The organism is Reyranella sp., assembly GCF_052439685.1.
In the GTDB taxonomy this organism is placed as follows: domain Bacteria; phylum Pseudomonadota; class Alphaproteobacteria; order Reyranellales; family Reyranellaceae; genus Reyranella.
The window spans coordinates 127,452-148,451 of record NZ_JBQVQG010000013.1 but is presented as its reverse complement, the minus strand read 5'-3'; the positions used below and the strand labels follow the sequence as shown (position 1 = coordinate 148,451).

At 65.8% G+C, this 21,000-nt stretch carries 23 protein-coding genes; 10 read left to right on the top strand and 13 right to left on the bottom strand.

Features of this window, described 5'->3' with window-relative positions; translation table 11 throughout:
• The 5 genes from ACT6UX_RS17940 to ACT6UX_RS17920 all read left to right on the top strand — a co-directional run.
• On the top strand, positions 1–710 hold a 710-nt coding region (locus tag ACT6UX_RS17940), incomplete at its 5' end, for an ABC transporter ATP-binding protein (protein WP_444776511.1).
• A gap of 2 nt (positions 711–712) precedes the next feature.
• A complete protein-coding gene (locus ACT6UX_RS17935; RefSeq protein WP_444776510.1) occupies positions 713–1,774 on the top strand; it encodes an ABC transporter substrate-binding protein in 1,062 nt (353 codons plus the stop codon).
• A gap of 3 nt (positions 1,775–1,777) precedes the next feature.
• The gene (locus tag ACT6UX_RS17930; protein ID WP_444776509.1) at positions 1,778–2,830 is read left to right on the top strand and encodes an ABC transporter substrate-binding protein; all 1,053 of its coding nucleotides are present in this window, start codon (positions 1,778–1,780) and stop codon (positions 2,828–2,830) included.
• Positions 2,827–4,506: an ABC transporter permease gene (locus ACT6UX_RS17925; protein ID WP_444776508.1), complete on the top strand. Its 1,680-nt coding sequence runs from the start codon at positions 2,827–2,829 to the stop codon at positions 4,504–4,506. The genes ACT6UX_RS17930 and ACT6UX_RS17925 overlap by 4 nt, the downstream gene beginning before the upstream one ends.
• Before the next feature lie 131 nt (positions 4,507–4,637).
• Positions 4,638–5,090 (top strand): SH3 domain-containing protein, encoded by a 453-nt coding sequence (locus ACT6UX_RS17920; protein ID WP_444776507.1) that lies wholly within the window; start codon positions 4,638–4,640, stop codon positions 5,088–5,090.
• A 25-nt stretch (positions 5,091–5,115) separates the two neighbouring features.
• Here the strand turns inward: ACT6UX_RS17920 and ACT6UX_RS17915 are convergent, their stop codons facing one another.
• A complete protein-coding gene (locus ACT6UX_RS17915) occupies positions 5,116–6,087 on the bottom strand; it encodes an ABC transporter substrate-binding protein (RefSeq protein WP_444776506.1) in 972 nt (323 codons plus the stop codon).
• 100 nt (positions 6,088–6,187) lie between these two features.
• Between ACT6UX_RS17915 and ACT6UX_RS17910 the strand changes: the two genes are divergently transcribed.
• Positions 6,188–7,099 (top strand): YihY/virulence factor BrkB family protein, encoded by a 912-nt coding sequence (locus ACT6UX_RS17910; protein WP_444776505.1) that lies wholly within the window; start codon positions 6,188–6,190, stop codon positions 7,097–7,099.
• Here ACT6UX_RS17910 and ACT6UX_RS17905 read toward each other — a convergent pair.
• A complete protein-coding gene (locus ACT6UX_RS17905; protein ID WP_444776504.1) occupies positions 7,096–7,335 on the bottom strand; it encodes an aa3-type cytochrome c oxidase subunit IV in 240 nt (79 codons plus the stop codon). The two genes, ACT6UX_RS17910 and ACT6UX_RS17905, sit on opposite strands and share 4 nt — an antisense overlap.
• A 131-nt stretch (positions 7,336–7,466) precedes the next feature.
• On the opposite strand from ACT6UX_RS17905, the gene ACT6UX_RS17900 reads away from it, so the two are divergent.
• Both ACT6UX_RS17900 and ACT6UX_RS17895 read left to right on the top strand, forming a co-directional pair.
• Positions 7,467–7,985, top strand: a complete 519-nt coding sequence (locus ACT6UX_RS17900) for a tetratricopeptide repeat protein (RefSeq protein ID WP_444776503.1) — start codon at positions 7,467–7,469, stop codon at positions 7,983–7,985.
• Positions 7,986–8,046: 61 nt separating this feature from the next.
• Positions 8,047–9,441: a M23 family metallopeptidase gene (locus ACT6UX_RS17895; protein WP_444776502.1), complete on the top strand. Its 1,395-nt coding sequence runs from the start codon at positions 8,047–8,049 to the stop codon at positions 9,439–9,441.
• Positions 9,442–9,475: 34 nt separating this feature from the next.
• Here the strand turns inward: ACT6UX_RS17895 and ACT6UX_RS17890 are convergent, their stop codons facing one another.
• The 5 genes from ACT6UX_RS17890 to ACT6UX_RS17870 all read right to left on the bottom strand — a co-directional run bounded on the left by ACT6UX_RS17890 (position 9,476) and on the right by ACT6UX_RS17870 (position 13,457).
• Positions 9,476–10,201, bottom strand: a complete 726-nt coding sequence (locus ACT6UX_RS17890; RefSeq protein ID WP_444776501.1) for a hypothetical protein — start codon at positions 10,199–10,201, stop codon at positions 9,476–9,478.
• A gap of 90 nt (positions 10,202–10,291) precedes the next feature.
• A complete protein-coding gene (gene grrA, locus ACT6UX_RS17885) occupies positions 10,292–10,663 on the bottom strand; it encodes a GrrA/OscA1 family cyclophane-containing rSAM-modified RiPP (RefSeq protein WP_444776500.1) in 372 nt (123 codons plus the stop codon).
• A gap of 96 nt (positions 10,664–10,759) precedes the next feature.
• Entirely contained in the window at positions 10,760–11,485 is a 726-nt protein-coding gene (locus ACT6UX_RS17880) for a hypothetical protein (RefSeq protein ID WP_444776499.1), read from the bottom strand.
• Positions 11,482–12,681 carry a cyclophane-forming radical SAM/SPASM peptide maturase GrrM/OscB gene (gene grrM / locus ACT6UX_RS17875; RefSeq protein WP_444776498.1) on the bottom strand — a complete coding sequence of 400 codons (1,200 nt, stop codon included), beginning with the start codon at positions 12,679–12,681 and terminating at the stop codon, positions 11,482–11,484. Before grrM ends, ACT6UX_RS17880 begins: the two co-directional genes overlap by 4 nt.
• 308 nt (positions 12,682–12,989) lie before the next feature.
• Complete coding sequence (locus ACT6UX_RS17870; RefSeq protein WP_444776497.1) at positions 12,990–13,457, bottom strand: hypothetical protein; 468 nt, start codon at positions 13,455–13,457, stop codon at positions 12,990–12,992.
• 223 nt (positions 13,458–13,680) lie between these two features.
• On the opposite strand from ACT6UX_RS17870, the gene ACT6UX_RS17865 reads away from it, so the two are divergent.
• Complete coding sequence (locus ACT6UX_RS17865; RefSeq protein ID WP_444776496.1) at positions 13,681–14,775, top strand: serine hydrolase domain-containing protein; 1,095 nt, start codon at positions 13,681–13,683, stop codon at positions 14,773–14,775.
• A gap of 4 nt (positions 14,776–14,779) precedes the next feature.
• Here the strand turns inward: ACT6UX_RS17865 and ACT6UX_RS17860 are convergent, their stop codons facing one another.
• The 4 genes from ACT6UX_RS17860 to ACT6UX_RS17845 all read right to left on the bottom strand — a co-directional run bounded on the left by ACT6UX_RS17860 (position 14,780) and on the right by ACT6UX_RS17845 (position 17,799).
• Positions 14,780–15,061, bottom strand: coding sequence for a hypothetical protein (locus tag ACT6UX_RS17860; RefSeq protein WP_444776495.1), 282 nt, complete (start codon positions 15,059–15,061; stop codon positions 14,780–14,782).
• A 58-nt stretch (positions 15,062–15,119) separates the two neighbouring features.
• Positions 15,120–15,590, bottom strand: coding sequence for an SRPBCC family protein (locus ACT6UX_RS17855; protein WP_444776494.1), 471 nt, complete (start codon positions 15,588–15,590; stop codon positions 15,120–15,122).
• 218 nt (positions 15,591–15,808) lie between these two features.
• Positions 15,809–16,918: a hypothetical protein gene (locus ACT6UX_RS17850; protein ID WP_444776493.1), complete on the bottom strand. Its 1,110-nt coding sequence runs from the start codon at positions 16,916–16,918 to the stop codon at positions 15,809–15,811.
• A gap of 11 nt (positions 16,919–16,929) precedes the next feature.
• Positions 16,930–17,799, bottom strand: a complete 870-nt coding sequence (locus ACT6UX_RS17845) for a hypothetical protein (RefSeq protein WP_444776492.1) — start codon at positions 17,797–17,799, stop codon at positions 16,930–16,932.
• A 233-nt stretch (positions 17,800–18,032) separates the two neighbouring features.
• Between ACT6UX_RS17845 and ACT6UX_RS17840 the strand changes: the two genes are divergently transcribed.
• Positions 18,033–18,380, top strand: coding sequence for a hypothetical protein (locus ACT6UX_RS17840; RefSeq protein WP_444776491.1), 348 nt, complete (start codon positions 18,033–18,035; stop codon positions 18,378–18,380).
• Between the two features lie 6 nt (positions 18,381–18,386).
• Here the strand turns inward: ACT6UX_RS17840 and ACT6UX_RS17835 are convergent, their stop codons facing one another.
• Together ACT6UX_RS17835 and ACT6UX_RS17830 are read right to left on the bottom strand one after the other, a co-directional pair.
• Entirely contained in the window at positions 18,387–18,650 is a 264-nt protein-coding gene (locus ACT6UX_RS17835) for a hypothetical protein (protein ID WP_444776490.1), read from the bottom strand.
• Between the two features lie 5 nt (positions 18,651–18,655).
• On the bottom strand, positions 18,656–20,998 hold the full coding sequence (locus ACT6UX_RS17830) for a xanthine dehydrogenase family protein molybdopterin-binding subunit (RefSeq protein WP_444776489.1): 2,343 nt from the start codon (positions 20,996–20,998) through the stop codon (positions 18,656–18,658).
• Between the last annotated feature and the right edge of the window lie 2 nt (positions 20,999–21,000).

The window sequence follows — 21,000 nt, the reverse complement described above, 5'->3', positions numbered from 1 at the left end:
CGATCCTCTCGACGGCGCGCCTTGAGGCACTGGCCGAGCGCTATCCGGGAGAGCTGTCGGGAGGCCAGCAGCAGCGGGTGTCGCTCGCTCGCGCGCTGGTGGTGGAGCCCGAGACGCTGCTGCTCGACGAGCCGCTGTCCAACCTCGACGCCAATCTGCGCGAGGAGATGCGCTTCGAAATCCGCCGTCTGCACGATCAATATCGCTACACGACGGTCTACGTGACCCACGATCAGGCCGAGGCCATGACGACGGCCGACCTGATCGCTGTGATGAACAAGGGCAGGGTCGAGCAGCTCGGCCCGCCGGAAGAGATCTATGCAAGGCCACGCTCTGAATTCGTGGCGCGTTTCATCGGCGGGTCGAACGTGCTCGCTGCCACCGCGCTCGACGAGACACGCGTATCCGTTGCCGGCAGTGTCTTGCGTACGACCGGCCGCAAGCTGGTCGCCGGTCGGCCGGTCGCCGTCTCCGTGCGCCAGCACGAAGTCGAAATGACCGGCGAGGCGCCACCCTCGGGCGCCGAGAATCGTCTTCACGGCGTGGTGACACGGCAGGTTTTCCTGGGATCGACTCGAGACTACACGGTGACGCTCGACGACAAGGCCGAGCTGCGCGTGACGGCGCCGCCCGCCCAGAACATGGAACCGGGCCGGTCGGTGTGGCTGCATCTGCCGGCGGAACAATGCCGGGCATTGGCGGAGGAATGACCATGACGAGGAAGTTGACGCGGCGCCATGTGCTTGCAGCTTCGACGGCGGCGGCCGCAGGTTCGTTCATCACCCCGGTGCGCGCGGCGCCGCCGGAGCCGACCAAGATCACGCAGGCGCTGGTCGAGGCGGCGAAGAAGGAGGGAAAGTTCTCCTGGTATACGTCGGTCGACCTGGCGCTCGGCGAAAAGGTGGCGAAGGCCTTCGAGGCCAAGTATCCCGGCATCACCATGAAGGTCGAGCGCTCGGGCGCGGAACGCAACTTCCAGCGCATCGGCCAGGAGTTCCAGAACAAGATCTATAACTGCGACGTGGTGAACAGCTCCGACGCCGCGCACTTGATCGTGTGGAAGCGGGCCAGGATGCTGGCGCCGTTTGTGCCGGAGGAGGTGGCCCAGTATTTCCCGGCGGCTCATAAGGATCCCGACGGCATGTTCGCCTCGTGGCGAATCACGCTTTGTCCGATCGCTTACAACACCAAGCTGGTGAAGGCCGGGGACGCGCCAAAATCCTATGCCGACCTGCTCGATCCCAAATGGATGGGAAAGATCGTCAAGGCGCATCCGGGCTACAGCGGCACCATCATGACCGCGACCCAGCAACTCAGCCGCGACCTCGGCTGGCCATGGTTCGAGAAGCTGGCGAAGCTGAAGGTCATGCAGGTCCAGTCGGCGACCGAGCCGCCGAAGAAAATCGCGCAGGGCGAGCGGGCGGTCATGGCCGATGGCGGCGAATACGTCGTCGAGGAGCTGAAGTCGCGCGGCGAGCCGGTCGAGATCGTCTATGCGAGCGAGGGTACGCCGCTGATCACCGGTCCGTCCGCTGTGATGGCCAATGCGCCCAATCCCAACGCGGCGCGCCTGTTCCAGGCCTGGTCGATGACGCGCGAGGCGCAGCAGCTCAACATCGACGTCGGCGCTCTGCGTTCGGCACATTCCCAAGCTGTCGACCGCGCCGACATGAAGAAGTTCTCCGACATCAAGACGCTGAAGGAGGAGGCGAGCGTCGTCGCCGACCAGGCCGACGCGATCAAGGCCCGTTACGTCAAATACTTCAAGGTGTAGCCCATGCGCCGTCGTCAATTCGCCGCCGCCGCCGCGGCTTCCACCATCCTCGTGCCGCTCGGTGCGCGGGTCCTTTCCGCCGCCCCACCAGCGACTGCCATCACACCAGAGCTCATCGAAGCGGCGAAGAAGGAAGGCAAGGTCACCTACTATACGGCGATGGACCTTTCCGTCGCCGAGCCGATGGCCAAGGCCTTCGAAGCCAAGTATCCCGGCATCAAGGTCGCGGTGGAGCGCACCGGCGCGGAACGGCTGTTCAATCGTATCGGCCAGGAAGTCGGCAGCAACATCCGCAGGGTCGACGTGGCGAACAGCTCGGATGCCGCGCACTTCATCGTGTGGAAACGGCAGGGCTGGCTGGAGCCGTTCCTCACGCCCGATATGGCGGAGAACCTGCCAGCCGATCAACGCGATGCCGATGCCGCCTTCGTCAACCAGCGCACGCACCTGTCGGCCATCGCCTACAACACGAAGCTGGTGAAGCCCGAAGACGTGCCCAAAGGCTTCATCGACCTGCTCGACCCGAAATATTCGGGCAAGCTGGTCAAGGGGCATCCCGGCTATTCCGGCACGATCATGACGGCCACGCAGCAGCTGGCGAAGGCGCTGGGCTGGGCGTATTTCGAGAAGCTCTCGAAGCAGAAGGTGCTGCAGGTCCAGTCGGCGACCGAGCCGCCCAAGCGCATCGAGGCCGGTGAGCGGGCCATCGCTGTCGACGGTAGCGACTACCTGTTCTGGATGGCCAAGGAGCGGGGCTCGCCGATCGAGATCGTGCAAGCAGTCGAGGGCACGCCGCAGATCTCCAACCCGATGGCGATCTTCAAGGCTTCGCCCAATCCCAATGCCGCGCGCCTGCTGGTCGGCTGGATCATGTCGCCGGAGGGCCAGGAGTTCATCGTCAACGTGAGCGGGCAGTATCCCGCGAACAGACTGGTGAAGGCCAAGGCCGGGCGGCCGGCACTGGCGTCGATCAAGACGCTGCCGGAGGATCCGGTCGAGGTCGAGAAGACGGCGGACGAGATCAAGTCCCGCTACCAGCGCTACTTCAAGGTATGATCCGCAGCTTCGACCTGTCGCGGCCCGTTCTGATCGCGGTCGCCGCCCTGCTGGCGGTGATGATCGTACTGCCGGTCGGCTGGCTGCTGATCGTCAGTCTGACGGGGAAGGATGGCGGCATAACACTCGCCAACTTCGTGGCGCTGTTTACCGATCCCACCTTCGTCGACCCGCTGATCACGACGCTCATCATCGCCAGCTCGGTAAGTGCGATCTGCTGCCTCGTCGCGGCGCCGCTGGGCTGGCTCGTGGCGCGGACCGACATGCCGTTTGCACGCACGATCCGCACGCTGGTGATGGCCTCGCTGGTGACACCGCCCTTCGTCGGCGCCATCGCCTGGGAAATGCTGGCGGCGCCCAATTCGGGCCTGCTGAACCAGCTTTGGCGCCTGCTCAGCGGCATGCCGTCCGACGAGGCTCTGTTCGACATCTACAGCTTGAGCGGCCTGATCTTCGTAATCTCTTGCTACACGTTTCCCTATGTCTTCATCCTGGTCGCCAATGCACTCGACCGCATGCCCGGCGAACTGGAAGACGCGTCCTCGATGCTGGGGGCGAAGACCTGGCAGACCGCTCGCCTGATTACAGTGCCGCTCGCGCTGCCGGTGCTGCTGGCCGGCGCTTTGGTCGCCTTCCTGCAGGCGCTGAACCTGTTCGGCTCACCCGCCATCCTCGCGATCCCCGCCGGCTTCCACACGCTCACGACGCGCATCTGGAGCCTCTTCCAGTTCCCGCCCAAGCCCGAGCTGGCCGCGGCGGCTTCGGTGCCGCTGCTGGTGCTGACGGTGCTGCTCCTGCGCGCCCAGGCAATGGCGCTCGGTCGGCGCGGCTATGCCGTGCTGGGCGGCAAGTACGGCGCCCCGCGGCCCATCCGGCTGGGTTGGCTGCGCATACCCGCCGTGGCGCTGGCGCTGTTCGTGTTGGCAATGCCGCTCTTCCTGCCCTATGCGGCGCTGTTCAACTCGGCCTTCTCGCGTGTGGCCTCGCGCATCGTCGGACCGGACACGATCACGTTGCACAATGTGAAATTCACCTTCCTCGAGCTCAGCTCGACGATGCCGGCACTGAAGAACACCTTCCTGCTGGCAACCGCTTCGGCCACGCTGGGCTCGCTGCTGGCGCTGATGATCGCCTATATCGTGGCGCGCAAGGCGGTGCGCGGCTACCGGGTTCTGGGCTTCCTCGCCACGGCACCGCTTGCCATCCCCGGTATCGTGCTGGGCGTTGGACTATTCCTCGCCTATACGCGCCCGCCGCTCGCCCTCTATGGCACGCTGTGGATCCTGCTGATCGCCTTCGTGACGATCGAATTGCCGGCCGCCTATCAGCAGCTCGGTTCTGCCTTCCATGCGGTGCATCCCGAACTCGAGGAGGCGGGCCGCATGCTGGGGGCAACCCGGCTCAGAACGCTCGCCGACATCACGGCGCCCTTGCTGCGCTCGGCCGTGATCGCGACCTGGTGCTTCATTTTCGTTGCCACCATCCGCGAACTCTCCGCCGCCGTCATTCTGTTCACCTCGGAAACGAAGGTCCTTTCGGTGCTGATCTTCGACCTGAAGGAAAGCGGCGATGTCGGCGCCATCGCGGTCCTCAGCCTGACGATGGTGGCGATCACCACGGTCGTGGTCGCCGGCGCCAATCGTCTGCAGGGAAGAGCACAAGCGCGACCAGTGTGATGCGCGATTTGTCAAGCGGGTGACGTGGAGCGGCAATCGGGTGACAATGGCATGACCGATACACGCCCACCCCGCAGGTTCTGGACCGGGGAGGGTGTTCCCTGAACATCTCCGGGAAGGAAAGCCCACGAATGCTCTTCGCTCGTTATTTCCTGTTCGTCCTCGTCGCCGGCACCTTTGCGCTGGATATGCCGCAGGCCCTTGCCCAGCAAATGGTCAGTGTGGCGCGCGAGGAAGTGAACCTGCGTTCCGGTCCGGGAACGCGTCATTCCGCGGAATGGGTGCTGGGCAGGGGCTTTCCCCTGAAGGTCGTTGGACGGCGCGGCAGCTGGCTGCAGGTGCAGGATTTCGAGAACGACAAGGGCTGGATTCTCGGCACGCTGACCGGCAAGACCGCTTATCACATCGTGAAGGCCAAGACCGCCAACGTGCGCACGGCGCCGAGTACGAGCAGCCGGATCGTCGGCAAAGTTTCCTACGGGGACACGCTGCGGACCCTCGAACGCAGGACGGGCTGGGTCAAGGTTCAGCGCGACGGTGGAATACGCGGCTGGGTTTCGCGGAAATTGCTCTGGGGGTGGTAGGAGGCGCCCCGACTCGAGGTCACCCTCACTTGAGGATCGCCACCTCGTCGACCGTGATCGGTTTGGCGAGCAGGCCGAGCTCGTCGAGCGTCTTGATCGTGGCTTCCCAGCCCGCGCGCGTCTGGATGCCGGTGGGCGGACCGGAGAGCTGCTGCGAGACCGTGGCCATGCTGCGGTCGACGTAGCGCGGCGCCAGCCGCGGGAAGATGCGGGAGAAATACAGGGCTGCATCGCCCGGTCGCTCCCGGACCATGTTGTAGCCTTCCTGGACCGCCTCTTCGACCTTTCGCGCGATCTCGCGCCGGACCGGATCGGCCCAGGCGGCGTCGTTGACGATCAGATTGAGGCTGTAGGCCTTCACGCCGAAATCGGCCAGACGGATCATCATGATGTGGCGTCCCTCGGCGATCAGTTCCGAGGGCGCCATCTCGTCATAGTCGATCAGGGCGTCGACCTTCTTCTCGACGAGGTCGTAGGCGTTCCAATTGACGGTCGCGTCCCGGATTTTGCTCCGATCGAGCCTGTTGGCGGCGACCAGAGCGCGTAATTCTTCATTCGTGATGCTGCCGGGGACGAGACCCAGCGTCTTGCCGTAGAGGTCGCGCGGATGGGCGATTCGGTCTTCGCCGCGCGTGTAGATCACGGTCGGAGTCTTGGCATAGTAGACGGCGAGGCTCTTGATCGGTTGCCCCTTCGAGCAGGCGATGGCCGTGGCAATGCCGCTCGACGAGCCAATCCAGTATTGCTTGCCAGAGCCGACCATCTCCGCCGAGGAGATCGCGCCCTGCGTTTCGGCGAAGGTCACGTCCAGGCCCCGCCGCTCGAAAGCGCCCATCTCGCGCGCGAGATAGAATCCGGCGTAGGTCGGGAGGGCCTTCCAGTCGAGGAGGATCTCGACTTTCTGTGCAACGTCGGGAGGGGTCTGCGCGAGAGAATGCGCCGAGGGCAGCAGGGTCAGCGCAGCGGCGAGGACAAAACGACGGCTGGCACGGGTCATGTCGGTATCCTGAACGGGCGTCGGGCAGGGGAGCGTCGAAACATGTCATAACCCATGCAGCGCCGTGGGAGCGAATTTCGTCCGGCCGCGTTTTCCGCCCGTGGAAACGCTCCCCCTGGAAACTCCCTCCCGCGTCGGTCGCGCGCGGCGGCTCCTGACAGAGACCGTCGAAGGGTACATCGGCGACGATGCCTTCAGCCGGGGCGCGGCGATCGCCTATTTTACGCTGTTTTCCCTGGCGCCCGTCCTCCTGCTGGTCATCGCCGTTGCCGGCCTGGTGTTCGGACAGGAGGCCGCGGAGGGGGCCGTCGTCGAGCAGCTGAGCGGGCTGATGGGGCGCGAAACGGCGGAAGCGATGCAGGCGATGATCCGCAGCGCCAGCGACCGCATGACGGGCCTCGTCGCGACCGTGATCGGCCTCTTCACCATCCTGCTCGCCGCCAGCGGGGTTTTCGGCGAGGTTCAGTCGGCCCTGAACTCGATATGGAAGGCGGAGCCCAGACGTTCGACCATGTCGCGGCTGCTGCGCGCCCGGCTCGCCAGCTTCGGCCTGGTCGTCACCCTAGGCTTCGTCCTGATGGTGTCACTGGCGCTGAGCGCTGCGCTTACCGGCCTGGGCAAGTTCCTGAGGTACACCTTCCCCGCCGCTGTGGCCGCAGTGCAGGCGGCCGATCTGCTGATATCGGTCCTGCTCATCTCCGGCTTGTTCGCGATCATGTACAAGGTGTTGCCGGACACGCCGATCCGCTGGCGCGATGTCGCGGTCGGCGCCCTCGCCGCAACCGGCCTGTTCGAGGGCGGCAAATATCTGATCGCCCTCTATATCGGCCAGTCGAACGTGGCCTCGAGTTTCGGCGCCGCGGGCGCGCTGATCGTCCTGCTGCTCTGGATCTTCTATTCTGCGCAGATCTTCCTGCTGGGTGCCGAGTTCACGCGCGCCTGGACGCATGTCTATGGCGCTCGTTGCAAGGAGCCGGTGCCCGGGACCGGCGACGACAGGAGGCGGGCTTAGCTGGAGACGACGAAGCCGATGATGAGGGCGATCGTGCCGCCGAGCCCCAGTATTACCGCGAGTACCGACGCATGGCCGACGAAACCCAATGCCATACACACCAGGACCAGGACGATGTGAAGGACTGCGAAAAGGACCAGCTTGCTGAAGCCCTCATAAGTCTGCTCATGCGCCTGCAGCTCCTCCGACGGAGCGCTGCCGGGTGCGACGATCTTCAGATTGCCGGTGCTGGCCATGGGGAACTCCGATGTGAAGATTCGACGCCCAACGCGACGCCTACCCGGGAGTTGCCAAGAGGACGCGCCGTCATTCCGGAGTGGCCAGACGGGCTTGTCGAACCGTGGTACCGCCGGCATATCATGCGGCCATGAAAACGCTCCTGTCCGCGCTTCTTGTCCTCCTTGCCTCGGCCCTGTCGGCGCCGTCGATGGCGCAGTCCTTCGAAGAGCAGATGCGCCAGGCGGCGGGCGCTTATGAGCGCAAGGACATGGCGACCGCCGTGCGCATCTGGAAGGTCTGGGCGGCCAAGGGCGATGCTGAAGCGCAGACGCTGCTCGGCGCGATGTACTGGAGTGGCGACGGCGTGCCGCGCAACCTGCACGAGGCTGCACGGCTGTATCTTGCCGCTGCCAAGCAGGGATATGCGCGCGCCCAGAACAACATCGGTTTCATGCTGGCCTTCGGCGAGGGGATCCCGCCCCGCGACGATGTCGAAGCCTACAAATGGATCAAGCTGTCGATCGACCGCTATACGGCGAAGAATCAGGATCGCCTCGACCAGGCCAGGAAGGACCTTGCGACCCTTTCTGCGCGCATGACCCCTGCGCAAATCACCGAGGCGGAAAGGCGAGTCCGGGCATGGAAACCGGTCCCGCAAATGAGGTAGGGTCCGGGACCACGCGGTGGTCACGAGCGATGCCCCGACGTCGGCCCTAAGAAAGGACTGAATGAACCGACCCCTGGTCGCCGCGGCTTTCGCCGCCTCATTGCTTTTCGGCGGGACGTCCCAGGGCGTCGCGCGCGATCTGCCTTGGATGGCTGCAGACTCCGGCCTCTGGGATCATCTGTCCTTCGTGCAGCTGGCTTCGGTGAACGGTCTGCTCGCCCGCAGCCTCTCGATCGAGGGGGAAGTGGAGGAGGCTCAGCCGCTGATCCCGATCGCCGATCCCGTGCCCCCGCCGGTGAACACGGGCCCCGTTTCCGAAGCGGTTCTGGCGTATGGCCGCACCGAGGCCGACCGCCTGCTGGGCGACGGCGAGGACGATGCCCGGCTGCAGGCCTATCTCCCGTTCCAGCGCCGCATCGGCGTTTCCGGCGTGATCTCCGGCGGTTCGCTGGAAACGTCGGCCGCGACGGCCGGCGTGCCGGCACCGGCCCTGCTCGAGGCCCTGGAGGCGCTCGAGACGTCGGTCGATCTCAAGAAGGAGATGCGTGACGGCGACCGGTTCTACGTCCGCTACGAGCAGACCTTCAGCCAGGCGGGCGCGCCGCTGGATGTCGGCCGCGTTCTCTGGATGGAGTTGCGCACGCCAAAGGGCGTGATGGCGATCCACCGTTTTCGGACGCGCGACAATACCGAGCGCTTCTGGATGGCGAGCGGGCAGGCCGCGACTCCGCCGTCGTTCCGGTTGCCCCTCGACACCGTCTCGATTTCATCGGGTTTCGGCCTCCGCGCCGATCCGTTCGATCAGCCACCGCCGCCTTACGGTGGCAAGCCGCAGGGCGCCGGTGGCCCGAAGCTCGCCAAGCCGCTGCCGCCCGGACTGCCCACGGGGGGCGCCACCGATATGCCGCGAGGCGGCGTGGGTGTCGGCGGCGCATCGCAAGGGCAGTCGTCGTATGGCAGTTCCTCCTATGGCGGCTTCCGAGCGCCGCCGGCCTATGCCTTGTCCGCTCGGCCTTCGTCGCGGTCGCTGTTCATGCATGAGGGCGTCGATCTGGTGGCGCCGACAGGCACGCCCGTCGTGGCTGCAGCCGACGGCATCGTGGCCGGTGCGGCGCCGAACGGACGGTATGGCAACTGGATTCGTCTCGAGCATGGCGGCAGGCTGGCGACCGTCTACGGCCATCTCTCCGGCTTCGCGAGCGGCTTGCAGCCCGGCATGGTTGTGTCGCGCGGCGACGTGATTGGTTACGTCGGCAGCACCGGGCGGTCGACCGGGGCCCATCTCCATTTCGAGCTTCAGGTCGACGGCAAGCCGGTCAATCCCATCACTCACCCGGAGCTGAAGCGCGCCCAGCTCCGGGGCACCGACCTCGAAAGGTTCCGCAAGCAGGTGACCGCCAGCCTCAGCGAACGCACTCTCGAGGCGCTACCCGCTGCCGTCTCGGTCAGCGACTGAGACGGCTCGTCATTGGCGTTACGACGCTCGACCCTCAGTCCCAAGCGGCGTCGACGATCTGTCCGGCTTCGGAGATGACGAGGGTGAGGCGGTTGGGCTCGTACTCGTAGCTGGGTATTCCGTCGGTCGGGCGGATGATGCGGAGCGGATAGGGCAGGTCTTCTTCCTTCACGACATTGCCGGCGGCCTGGCCTGCGGGGGCGGCGGCGCCCTTCGCCTGGAAATACTTGCCCAGGCACTTGGCGCAATCTTCCTTGGGCGGAGCGGCCTCGGCGACGCCCGGGAGGGTCTTGAGCGAGACGGCGTTGTAGCCCGAGCGGACGCGGATGCCCTTGTAGGGATGGCCATGGGCGATCGGCAGGATCGCCTCGACCTGCATGAAGGGGCCGAGCGGGGCCATGTCGGTGGGGGCGCTGGCCTGGAAGATGAGGTCGAGCATGCCGTCGATGCCTTCGCCACGGGTGATCGGCCGGAGATGAGGCTCGCCCCAGGCGTTGGAGCTGACGAGGCCGCGGGCGCGGACGATGTCCATGCCGCCGTCACGGGTGGAGCGGATCAGCTCGACGCTGGTCACGAACATGACCGGGAAGGGGCGGGTACCTTCGGGACCGGGAGCGCCACCGCCCGGAGGCGGGCCGGCATCCTTGGGGGTCGAGGGGGCCGCCTGCGGCGCCTGTTGCTGCGCCTGGGCGGCGAGGCCACCCAGCATCGCGCCGGCGGCGACCAGGGAGGCAAGGGTGAAGAGCTTCTTGCGGGTCATGGCATCCTCGAAGACTGTGCGGCGCTCTCGCCGCTCGGGATTGGCGGGACGTGGACTGACGGTGGAACCGCTTGCCTCAAGCGGCACGGCTCACCAGTTGTGCCAGCCGTTCCCCCAGCCATTGTGCCAGCCGTTGCCCCAGCCGCCATTGTGCCAACCGTTGCCCCATCCGCCGTTGCGCCAGCCCCAGCCCCGGTGCCAGCCATTGCCCCACCAGGCGAGCGTCTGCTCGCGATCAACGGCCACGAAGGGCTCACCGTCCTTGCGATACTGCTCGATTGCGCTGGAGACGTCGGTGCGGATCGACTGCAGGCGGTCGGCCACCGAAGGCTTGTTGGGCTCTTCGGGAGCCGCGACGGCCGTAGCCGAGGCATCGGCCGCCGCGAGGCTGACCGAAAGACCTAGCGCGCCCGACGGCAGGAGCTGTGCCAGCGTGCGAAGTGTACGTCGATCCTGTGACATCTCGTTCTCCCTCAATCGGGCTGCAGCCTGCGCAAACCCCTGGAAATTGGCAATCGAAACTTAGATGAACGCCTGCATCAAAGGCTTTATGTCCCCTCAGTCCCAAGCGGCGTCGACGATCTGTCCGGCTTCGGAGATGACGAGGGTGAGGCGGTTGGGCTCGTACTCGTAGCTGGGTATTCCGTCGGTCGGGCGGATGATGCGGAGCGGATAGGGCAGGTCTTCTTCCTTCACGACATTGCCGGCGGCCTGGCCTGCGGGGGCGGCGGCGCCCTTCGCCTGGAAATACTTGCCCAGGCACTTGGCGCAATCTTCCTTGGGCGGAGCGGCCTCGGCGACGCCCGGGAGGGTCTTGAGCGAGACGGCGTTGTAGCCCGAGCGGACGCGGATGCCCTTGTAGGGATGGCCATGGGCGATCGGCAGGATCGCCTCGACCTGCATGAAGGGGCCGAGCGGGGCCATGTCGGTGGGGGCGCTGGCCTGGAAGATGAGGTCGAGCATGCCGTCGATGCCTTCGCCGCGGGTGATCGGCAGGAGATGGGGCTCGCCCCAGGCGTTGGAGCTGACGAGGCCGCGGGCGCGGACGATGTCCATGCCGCCGTCACGGGTGGAGCGGATCAGCTCGACGCTGGTCACGAACATGACCGGGAAGGGGCGGGTACCTTCGGGACCGGGAGCGCCACCGCCCGGAGGCGGGCCGGCATCCTTGGGGGTCGAGGGGGCCGCCTGCGGCGCCTGTTGCTGCGCCTGGGCGGCGAGGCCACCCAGCATCGCGCCGGCGGCGACCAGGGAGGCAAGGGTGAAGAGCTTCTTGCGGGTCATGGCATCCTCGGCAGCTGAGCGGCCGCGTCGCCACTCGGAACGGACGAAAGCGAAAGGGCGGCCGGGGTCTCACTGCGCGAGAGCCGCTCATAGGCTTCGAGAACGAGATCCGTCGGGACCATCTGCGTCAGTGTGCAGTAAGAGGTCTCGGTGCCCATGAAGCTGCCGTTTTCGAACAGCTTGTTGACCGGGGCGCCGCCGCCGCACACGGAGAAGTATTCGCAGGAGCCGCGGCATGCCTGCACGCCCGCGGTGATATCGCGATAGAGCGGCGAGGCCAGGCAGGTGTCGCGGATCTCCGGGAGGGTCTGGAAATTGATGTTGCCCAGAAGATAGTCGCCGTAGTCGGCATTCTTCAGACCAAGCAGCTCGGGGGAGAAGCTCGACACGTTGCCGTGACTGTCGACGTTCAGCATCGCCAGCGGCTCGACCTGGATGTTGCGGGCCGGCACGCCCTCGGGGCGGAACATGCGCGGCAGGGCGAGATCGATCTCGCGCACGAAGCGGACGCGGCCGCTCTGTCGGGCGAGGTGCCAGAAGCGCCGCAGGAACGCGGCATAGCGCTTGCGGAGTTCGGGACCGTGAAACAGGCTCGAAACGTGATCGCCTTCGGACTCTTCGACATTGAAGCAGATCTGGTCGATGCCCTCGGAAAGGTAGAAGTCGAGCAGCTCTTCGGGTTGGTCGAGGCTGGTGTGCGACAGCACCGAGATCACGTGAAAGTCCACGGCGTTGTCACGCAGGCAACGGATGCCGGCGACCGTCTTGTCGAATGTTCCCTTGCCGCTGCGGCTCTTGCGATGGAGGTCGTGCAATTCGCGCGGGCCGTCGAGACTGACGCCGACGCCGACCTGCCACTCCTTGAAGAGGTCGCACCAGGGCTCGTCTATCAGCGTGCCGTTGGTCTGAAACGAATGCTTCACCTGCACCGATGCGGGCCGCATCCGTTCGATCGTCGCGAAGGCCTCACGGTAGAAGGAGACGGGCACCACCAACGGCTCCCCCGCGTGCCAGATCACCGTGATCTCGCCGCAGGCCCAGCCTGACGCAAAAATCTGCTCGAAGAGCCGGTTCACCGTGGACTGCGCGATGACGTGCTTGTTCGAACGATCCGGAAGATAGCAGTAGGTGCAGGCGATATTGCAGAAGGCCGTCGGCTGCACGACCACCATCCCGATCTCTGGTGTGGCGGACATCATCGCTGCCGTTCGATCACCCGCCATTACCAGAGACCCTCAAGCCACCACTTGAGCGGACGTTAGTCGGACCTGCAATCCGTTCGCAAATCAAAAATGAGACTTACGGGAAGTTCCTGGCGTTAACGCTCTTGAAGTCCGTCCAACACACCCCATATGCAATTCGTTCCAGCGGTCAGATTGATCGCGAACACCGCCGGGGTGAGCCACGGATGTAATGGTGACCGGTCGGCGGACGCTAGCCCCGCGCCTGAAATGGCGGCGGGGCTTTCTCTTTTTCAAGGGGCTTTCTCTTTTTCAATCGATGGCTAGTTGACCAGCACTGGTGTTGCACCGGCGCCGTTGGACAGGTGGCCGAACAATTCGGATTCCAGCCATACATGATGGAACGCCGTCGCCGAACCGAGTTCGCGCTCGGCTGGTTCGATCCTGAATCCAAGGCCGCGGAGAAGTTCGAGCGTCCGGTCTTCACGCGCATCGATATGCTGCTCGAGGCGCGGGAACTGATCGAGCATCTCGCCGAAAACGAGACGGCACAGCATCGAGAATTCCCTGGACTCGCCATCAAAGGCGGCGAGGGACATCATCCACAGATAGCCGACGTCCGGATTGTCCAAGCGAGGGGTCACGCCCCAGAGGGCCGTCGTTGCTCCATCGCTGAGGCGCCGCGCGGCCCAGATCTGGGCGCTGAAAGCCACGGTTTCCACCAGCCGCCGGCCGGGCTCCTTTTCGGGCCAGTCCGAGGCGCCGGGCTGATCCTCCAGGAGCGTCGCCACATAAGCCACGTCTGCGGTCGTGGCCGGCAGGACTTGATAGCGCATCGACTTTCTCCCTGGTCGCTCCGAATCAACGAATTGGGAGCAAAAGGTTGCCGACGGGGCGGCGGGTCCTTCAGGTTGCGGGGCGCCTGCCCAGCTGCCGAGGTGTGTTAGCGTCCTTCGCGGTGACGCCGGTCGCCCCGATCGCCGCCCGTTTTTTGCCTTGCTGGGAGCAATGCTCATGGCGCCGTTGAACTCGTCCGCTCAGTTCGCAGCCTGGGGGAGGCAGTCCCCGGCGTTGGCCGGCTTCGCGCCGGATCTGTCCTCGAGGCTCAACGCCCTGATCTCCGACAAGCGCGCCTGGAACGTGCACGGCGTCCTGGTCGCGCGGGGCGGAAAGCTGATCCTGGAGCGCTACTTCGAGGGGACCGACTGGCAGCGCGGCCAGACGCTCGGCCACGTCGCTTTCGGTCCGGACACGCTGCACGATCTGCGCTCCGTCTCCAAGAGCATCGTCGGTCTGCTCTATGGCATCGCTTTGGAGCAGGGGAAGGTACCGCCGCCGGACGCCCCGCTTCTCGACGCATTCCCCGCCCATGGAGACCTGGCAACCGACCCCACCCGCGCCAGATGGACGGTCCACCATGCCCTCACCATGACCATGGGCACCGACTGGGACGAGTTGGGCGTTCCCTACACCGACCCGACCAACAGCGAGATCGAGATGGATCGCGCGCCCGATCGCTATCGGTACGTGCTCGGCCGCCCCGTCGTCTCCGAGCCCGGGACGCGCTGGGTTTACAGCGGTGGTGCCACGGCCCTCCTTGGCCGGATGATCGCGCTGGGAACAGGGCGGAGCCTGCATGCTTTCGCGCGCGAGGCGCTCTTCGATCCGTTGGGCGTGGGCGCGAGCGAATGGCTCACCGACGCCCAAGGTGAGGAGTTTGCGGCATCCGGCCTGCGCCTGCGGCCGCGCGATCTCCTGAGGATCGGGGAGCTGGTGCTACGGGGTGGTGAGATCGGCGGAAGGCGGATCGTCTCCGGGGAATGGATGGCGGCCGCCACGCGTCCCTACGTGAGCTGCGACGAGGTCCGTCGCTATGGCTACCAGTGGTACATGGGAGATATGGCGTTCAGCGTGCCCTCCGGCCCGCGCTGGAACCGCAATCGCCTGGAGCATTATCAGGGCGCTTACGGCAATGGCGGCCAGCGCCTCTGGGTCTTCCCCGGCATCGACCTCGTGGTGGCGGTGACGGCAGGCAACTACGACGTGACGGACCAATGGGTTCCATCCCTGCGCGTCCTTCGCGAGGCGGTGCTCGCGAGCGTGCTGTAGGCCGTCAGCGGGTCCCCGCGGGAGGGGCCTGGCGGCTGGTATCCGAGCCGACGCCGGGCTGTCCGGCGCTCGGTGCGCCAGGCGTCGTGGGCATCGGCGTTACGGGCGTACGGGTGCCCGCCGGCGGGGGTGACGTCGGCGGTGGCGGCACGGTCGGCGAGGTCCCGGCCGGCGCCGGTGACGTCGACGAGCCGCCAGCACTCGATCCCGGACCATTTGTCTGTGCGTGAACCGTACCGGCGATCACGCTGCAGGCGGCAATGGCAATGAGGGTGTTCCTGAGCATGCGATCCTCCAGGGGCTTTGCGACTCAACCCCGGGAGGACGTTTGCGTTGCGGGCCGGTCAGAGGGTTGCCGCCAGCGCCGCGAGCTGGTCGGTGCAGAGGCCCCATCCGGCATGGAAGCCCATCTTCTCGTGGGCGTCGCGGTCCTCGACCGTCCAGTGGCGGACGCGCGCGGTATAAAGCGTCCTGCTCTCCTGCTCTTCGAACGTGAGGACGATTGTCATGAACGGCTTTGCCGAAGGCTGCCAGGCCTCGGTGAAGGCATCGGTGGCAACCAGGCGCTCATTGGGCACGACTTCCAGGTAGACACCGCGGTTGGGCATGTCCTGACCGTCGGGCCCGCGCATGACGATCAGGCTGGAGCCGCCCGGCCGCACGTCGAGCTCCGCGATGGGAGTCTCATAGGGCTTGGGCGCGAACCACTGCTTCAGCAACGCCGGTTCGGTCCAGCAGCGATAGACTTTTTCGCGCGGGGCGTCGATCAGGCGTGAGATGACGAGCTCGCGGTCGTTGGCGGGGGCGGTCTTCATTTTCGGCTCCGGTCGAAAGGTGATTCTGTCCCAAGGACGAAGCCGGCCGTCCCCTCCCGACATGGGCGCAAAATTTCCTGACGGGCCACTGGCGCGTAACATTGATGCGTCCGGTCGCCACCACCCAGGATTCCAGAAGGTGCGACACCCGCTTCGTTTGTTTCGTTTATTGCGTTTATTTCGTTTATGCGCCCGAATTCGACGTTCTCGACGGCCTGCTAAGGCGCGCTGAAGGTCCCGGGAGTCACGCCGCCATATTCGTGGCTGACCCGTCCGTTCCAGCCGAAGCCCACGTAGCCACCGGCGGCGTCGTAGAGATAGTCGAACCCCTCCAGGAACATGCGCCCGGTGTTCACGAAGACTGTGGCGTCGCGCACCACTTCGACCCGTTCGGGATGGAGCGGATTGCCGCGCCGACCGACCCGGAATTCGTAGAACGCGGGCTGAGGGCGCTGGCGATCCGGCATGAAGAGCTCGATGCGCGTGTCTTCTGGGGCGCGGCGCCCGTGTTCGAGGCGCGTGCCAGCCGGCGGCGAGAGGAACATGTAGTTGATGCCGGTATCCATCAGCATCGTGCCACGGCCGGCGACTCCATCGACCGACACGGTCATCGGCGCGCCGTTCCAGTCCGGAACGCCTGCAGCATGCGCCTTGGGCGTCAACTTGACGAAGGCCATGTGGCGGGTGAGGGCGGGTGTCATGCCGAGATGGACGCCGGCGCGCGTAATCACATAGCCCGCCCGCACCGAACTCGCGGGACGCCCGGAGGCCAGCGAGACGAGGCTCACGAACGGGTTCTTCGGCGAGTTGTGGTCGGCGGTGGCCTGCGCCGAACCGCGATCGAAGCCAATGCCCATGAACGAAACGTTGCGCGGTTCGGATTCGGGTCGGCAGTCCCGCGCATGCTCCAGGCAGGTGATCCGGTCGACGCGCAGCACCTGCACGCGCGCCGTGGCGACCGGCGTGTGCTCGTCGCGGCGGATGACGACGTCCGTCATCCAGTGCTCGCCGCTCAGCACGCGACCGCTGCTGTTGTAGACGAGCCGGCCGGGTCCCTGCGCCACATCGCCGGGGCCGGGAATGAAATGCTCAGCGGAGACCACGATGCCGGTCGAGCCGGTGTCCATGCCGAACCAGCGCGGCCGGGCGCCGTTCAGCCCGAGCCAGATCGTCGGGACGTGATGCAGCGAGATCGGGCCGTTCGCGAACGGGATCTCGATGGAATCGTGCCCCTCGTAGGCGCGCCACGGTTCCTGCGCCCGGGCGCCAGCCACCGAGGACAGTAAGAGCGCGAGGGCGGCAGCGAAAATCTCGAATGGGCGCGACATTACAACTCTCTTCAGTCGGGAAGGTCGAAATCCTGGCCCTTGGCCGTGATGCCGGCCTTGTCGAACCAGTCCGGACCGAGCAGGCTGATCGGCTTGCCGGTGCAGTTGAGGTTGGCGACCGACTTGCCATCGCGCTCGACGGCGACGCCGGCCTTCTCCTGGATCTCGCCTCGCGGTCCCCACTTCCCGATGCCGGTATAGACGACGAAAGCGACGTTGTTCTTTGCCGCGACGCGCAGCCATGCGGCCCCGCCGCCGGAAAAAGGAACCGATTCGCCGCTCGCCGCCTGCGGTGGTGGCAACTGGGCTGCCGGGAGTGTGAGGTCCAGCGGCTCGCCCGAATCGGGCTTGCCGGTCCGGTATTGCAGGTAACCCTTGCTGGCAGATGCGTCCCTTGAGGCGCAGACCGACACGAGCTTGATCGGGCTGGTGCGGCACGAAAACACGATCACCTCGGTCGGCGTACAGAAGGAGGCCTGTGCGGTCCGGGCTGGCGTCGGAGCAGCAAGTGCCGGCCCGTTGAGCGGCGCAGGCTTGGCGGACGCGATCAGAACGACGGTCTCGCTCTTCTTGCAGTCGGGATTGCCTTGGCACGAAGCCGCCATGACGCGCGCGGTCTTGTAGGTCAGCGCCAGGCGCTTGCCCTTGAGCGATTTCTCCCTGGCGCAGAGATCGAAATCCGCAAGCTCGTCAAAGGTGGCACCGCGGTCGTCCTTCAGAGTGACATAGCAAGCCGTATCGCCATTCCGGAAGGCTGTCGGCGTTCCGACCCCCCGCTTCTTCTCGCCACCGACCGTGACGGTCTCCTGGGCGGCGGCGGGGAAGGCCGTCAGAAGGAGGAGCAACCCTGCGAGATTTGACCGGAAGAGCAAAGGCGACAAGCAAGACTCCGCGCTGAAGCAGTGCCACCACATAAAGGATGTCGTGCGGATTGTCGCCGGAGCACTGCAAAAGACCCGCTCCGACGGTGTCGGGCGGGCCTTACGAACTCACCGGTACATCCGCGGCTCAGTCCGTGCTGAAAGTTCGAACGCCGTTCGGCTGGAAAGGTTGCCTTTGCCAGGCGACTCCGAGGCGGATGCAACTATTGCACTGCACCTATCGTTGAGCCGGCATGAGCGACAGCACGACCTTGGAGGACATAAGTCCCTATCTTGTCTTGGGCCAAGCGGATGATGGCGGTCAGCCGATCGTCGAAACCGCGCGGGCCCTGCACGATTTCATCGTTACCTTTCCGCCGCACGGACACTATTCCGTCCGCACGGTGGAAGATGAATGTGGTCCGGCGATTCACTGCGCCTTCGAGCGCAAGATCGACGCCGACCGTCTGGCCGCCGCCGTGGGTGCGATCGAAATCGCCCGCTACGAAAGCTATCGAAGCGAGCGCGCTTTCTATCTCGACGAGAAGGTTACGCGGACCATCCGGCGCGCGCTCGAACGCCGCCGCAACGCTTCGAACTGACGCTACTCAGAGTATCCCGAACATCCGTGCCACGCGCTGCACCGCTCCCCAGGCGGGGTCGAGCGTTGCAAAGGTGCGGGCCATCTCGTTGGCATCGTTGAGCAGAGCCTTGAGCTTCACGTCGCTCGGCTCGTCTTTCTCCGCCTCGAGACGCGCCTCTTCGAAGAGAGCGCGCAGTTCGCGCATCTCTTCGCTGTAATCGGCGTCGATCGCCTTCACCGAATCGGCGAGGGCGGTGGCGAGGGTGGGGTCGTTCTTGCTCTCGGTCATGCTCACTACGCTGCTTTGCTGGTTTTGTGGCCGTCGATGGCTGCCCACAAGGACGATGCCGTGACCGGCATGTCGATGTGATTCAGGCCGGTGTGCGGATGGATCGCATCGACGATCGCGTTGATGACGGAGGGCGGCGCACCGATGGCGCCGGCCTCGCCCGCGCCCTTCACGCCCAGAGGGTTGGTCGTGCACAGGCTGTTGTGCATGTCGAAGTTCACGTGCGGCACGACGTCGGCGCGCGGCAGGGCATAGTCCATGAACGAACCGCTCATGAGCTGGCCCGAGTCGGGGTCGTAGATCGTCTTCTCGGTCAGCGCCTGGCCGACGCCCTGGCCGACGCCGCCATGGACCTGCCCCTGCAGCAGCAGCGGGTTCAGCGCTGTGCCGAAGTCGTCCATGATCGAATAGTTCAGGATCTCCAGCGTGCCGGTGTCGGGATCCACCTCGAGTTCGCAGATATGGCACCCGTTGGGGAAGGTCGCGGCCTGCGGCGTGCGTGTGAAGGCGTCGTCGAGGCCCGGCTTGCCGCCTTCCGGTACGTGCCTGGGATCGCGCGCGGCGCGGGCCACGTCGAACAGGCTCATCGTCCGGTCGGTACCGACGATGCGGAAGGTGGCGTCGGCATATTCGATGTCGCCCACCGCCGCTTCCATCGCCGAGGCGGCGACCAGCTTGCCCTTCTCGATGATGTTGTCGCTGACGCCGAGAACGGCGGCGCCCGCCACCGGGATCGAGCGGCTGCCGCCGGTCATGCCTTCGGGCGTGAAATCCGAATCGCCCTGCACGATGCGGATACGGTCGGCATCGACACCGAGGCGCGCCGACATGATCTGCGTAAAAGCGGTCTCGTGGCCCTGACCGTTGGTCTGCACGCCGACGAAAACGGTGATCGTGTCGTCGTCGTTGAACTTGGCGATGGCGCTCTCCGGCGCCCCGCCCGAGCACTTCTCGACATAGGTGGCCATGCCGATGCCGCGCCACTTGCCCTTGGCCAGCGAGGCCGCGCGACGGGCCGGGAAGCCCTTCCAGTCGGCCTTCTCCATGCCCTTCAGCATGACCGTGTCGAAGTCGCCGGAATCGAACGTGTCGCCGAGCGCCGTATTCCACGGGATCTGGTTGGGCTTCACGAGGTTGCGCTTGCGAATCTCGGCAGGGCCCAGCCCGGTCTCGCGACCGATATGGTCGACGAAGCGCTCAAGCAGATAGGCCGCCTCGGGCCGGCCGGCGCCGCGATAGGCATCGGTCGGCACGGTGTTGGTCATCACGCCCTTCACGTTCACGTAGATCGCGGGCGTCTGGTAGAGGCCGGCCAGCATGCCACTGCCGGCCATGGTCGGGATGAAGGCGCCGAAATGGCTGAGATAGGCGCCGAGTGCCGCATGGGTCGTGACCCGCAGGCCGAGGAACTTGCAATCCTTGTCGAGCGCCATCTCGGCCAGCGAGACATGGTCGCGGCCCTGCACGTCTGACAGGAAAGCTTCCTGGCGGTCGGGAATCCACTTCACCGTGCGCTTCAACTCGCGGCTGGCCCATACGACCAGCGGATATTCCGGGTGCACGAAGATCTTCATGCCGAAGCCGCCGCCGACGTCGCCGGTGCGCACGCGCAGCTTGGGCTGGCCGATCTTCAGGATCATGTCGGCGACCACCGGGCGGATGACGCTGACGCCCTGCGAGGAGACCCACAGGGTCGAGCGGTCGTCGGTGGGATCGTATTCGCAGATCGCGCCCCGCGGCTCCATCGAGTTCACGACCAGGCGATTGTTCACGATCTCCAGCTTCACGACGCGGTCGGCCTTGGCGAAGGCCGCTTCGGTGCGCGCGCGGTCGCCCATCTCCCAGTCGAAGACGATGTTGCCGGCAATGTGATCGTGGACCAGGGGCGCACCGGGCTTGGCCGAGTCCAGCGTGCCGACGGTATGGGGGCGGGCCTCGTAGTCGATCTCGATCAGCTCGGCGGCGTCCTTCGCCTGCTCGAGCGTCTCGGCGACGACCAGCGCCACCGGATCGCCGACATGGCGGACTCGGTCCTGCGCCAGCATGGGACGGGGCGTCTCGCCGCGAGGGGTACCGTCCCGGTTGGTCACGGGCACGAGACAAGGCAGATCGCCGTAGCCCGCAGCCTTCACGTCCGCGCCAGTGAGCACCAGGAGGACGCCGGGCGCCTTCTTCGCCGCCGTGGTGTCGATCCCCTTGATGTCGGCGTGCGCGTGCGGCGAACGCAGCACATACGCCCGCGCAGCTGGTGCCGAGAGTTTGGTGTCGTCCGTGTAGCGACCACCGCCGGTGAGGAGACGCGGATCCTCGACGCGGCGGACCGACTGACCAATGCCGAACTTCGCCATGA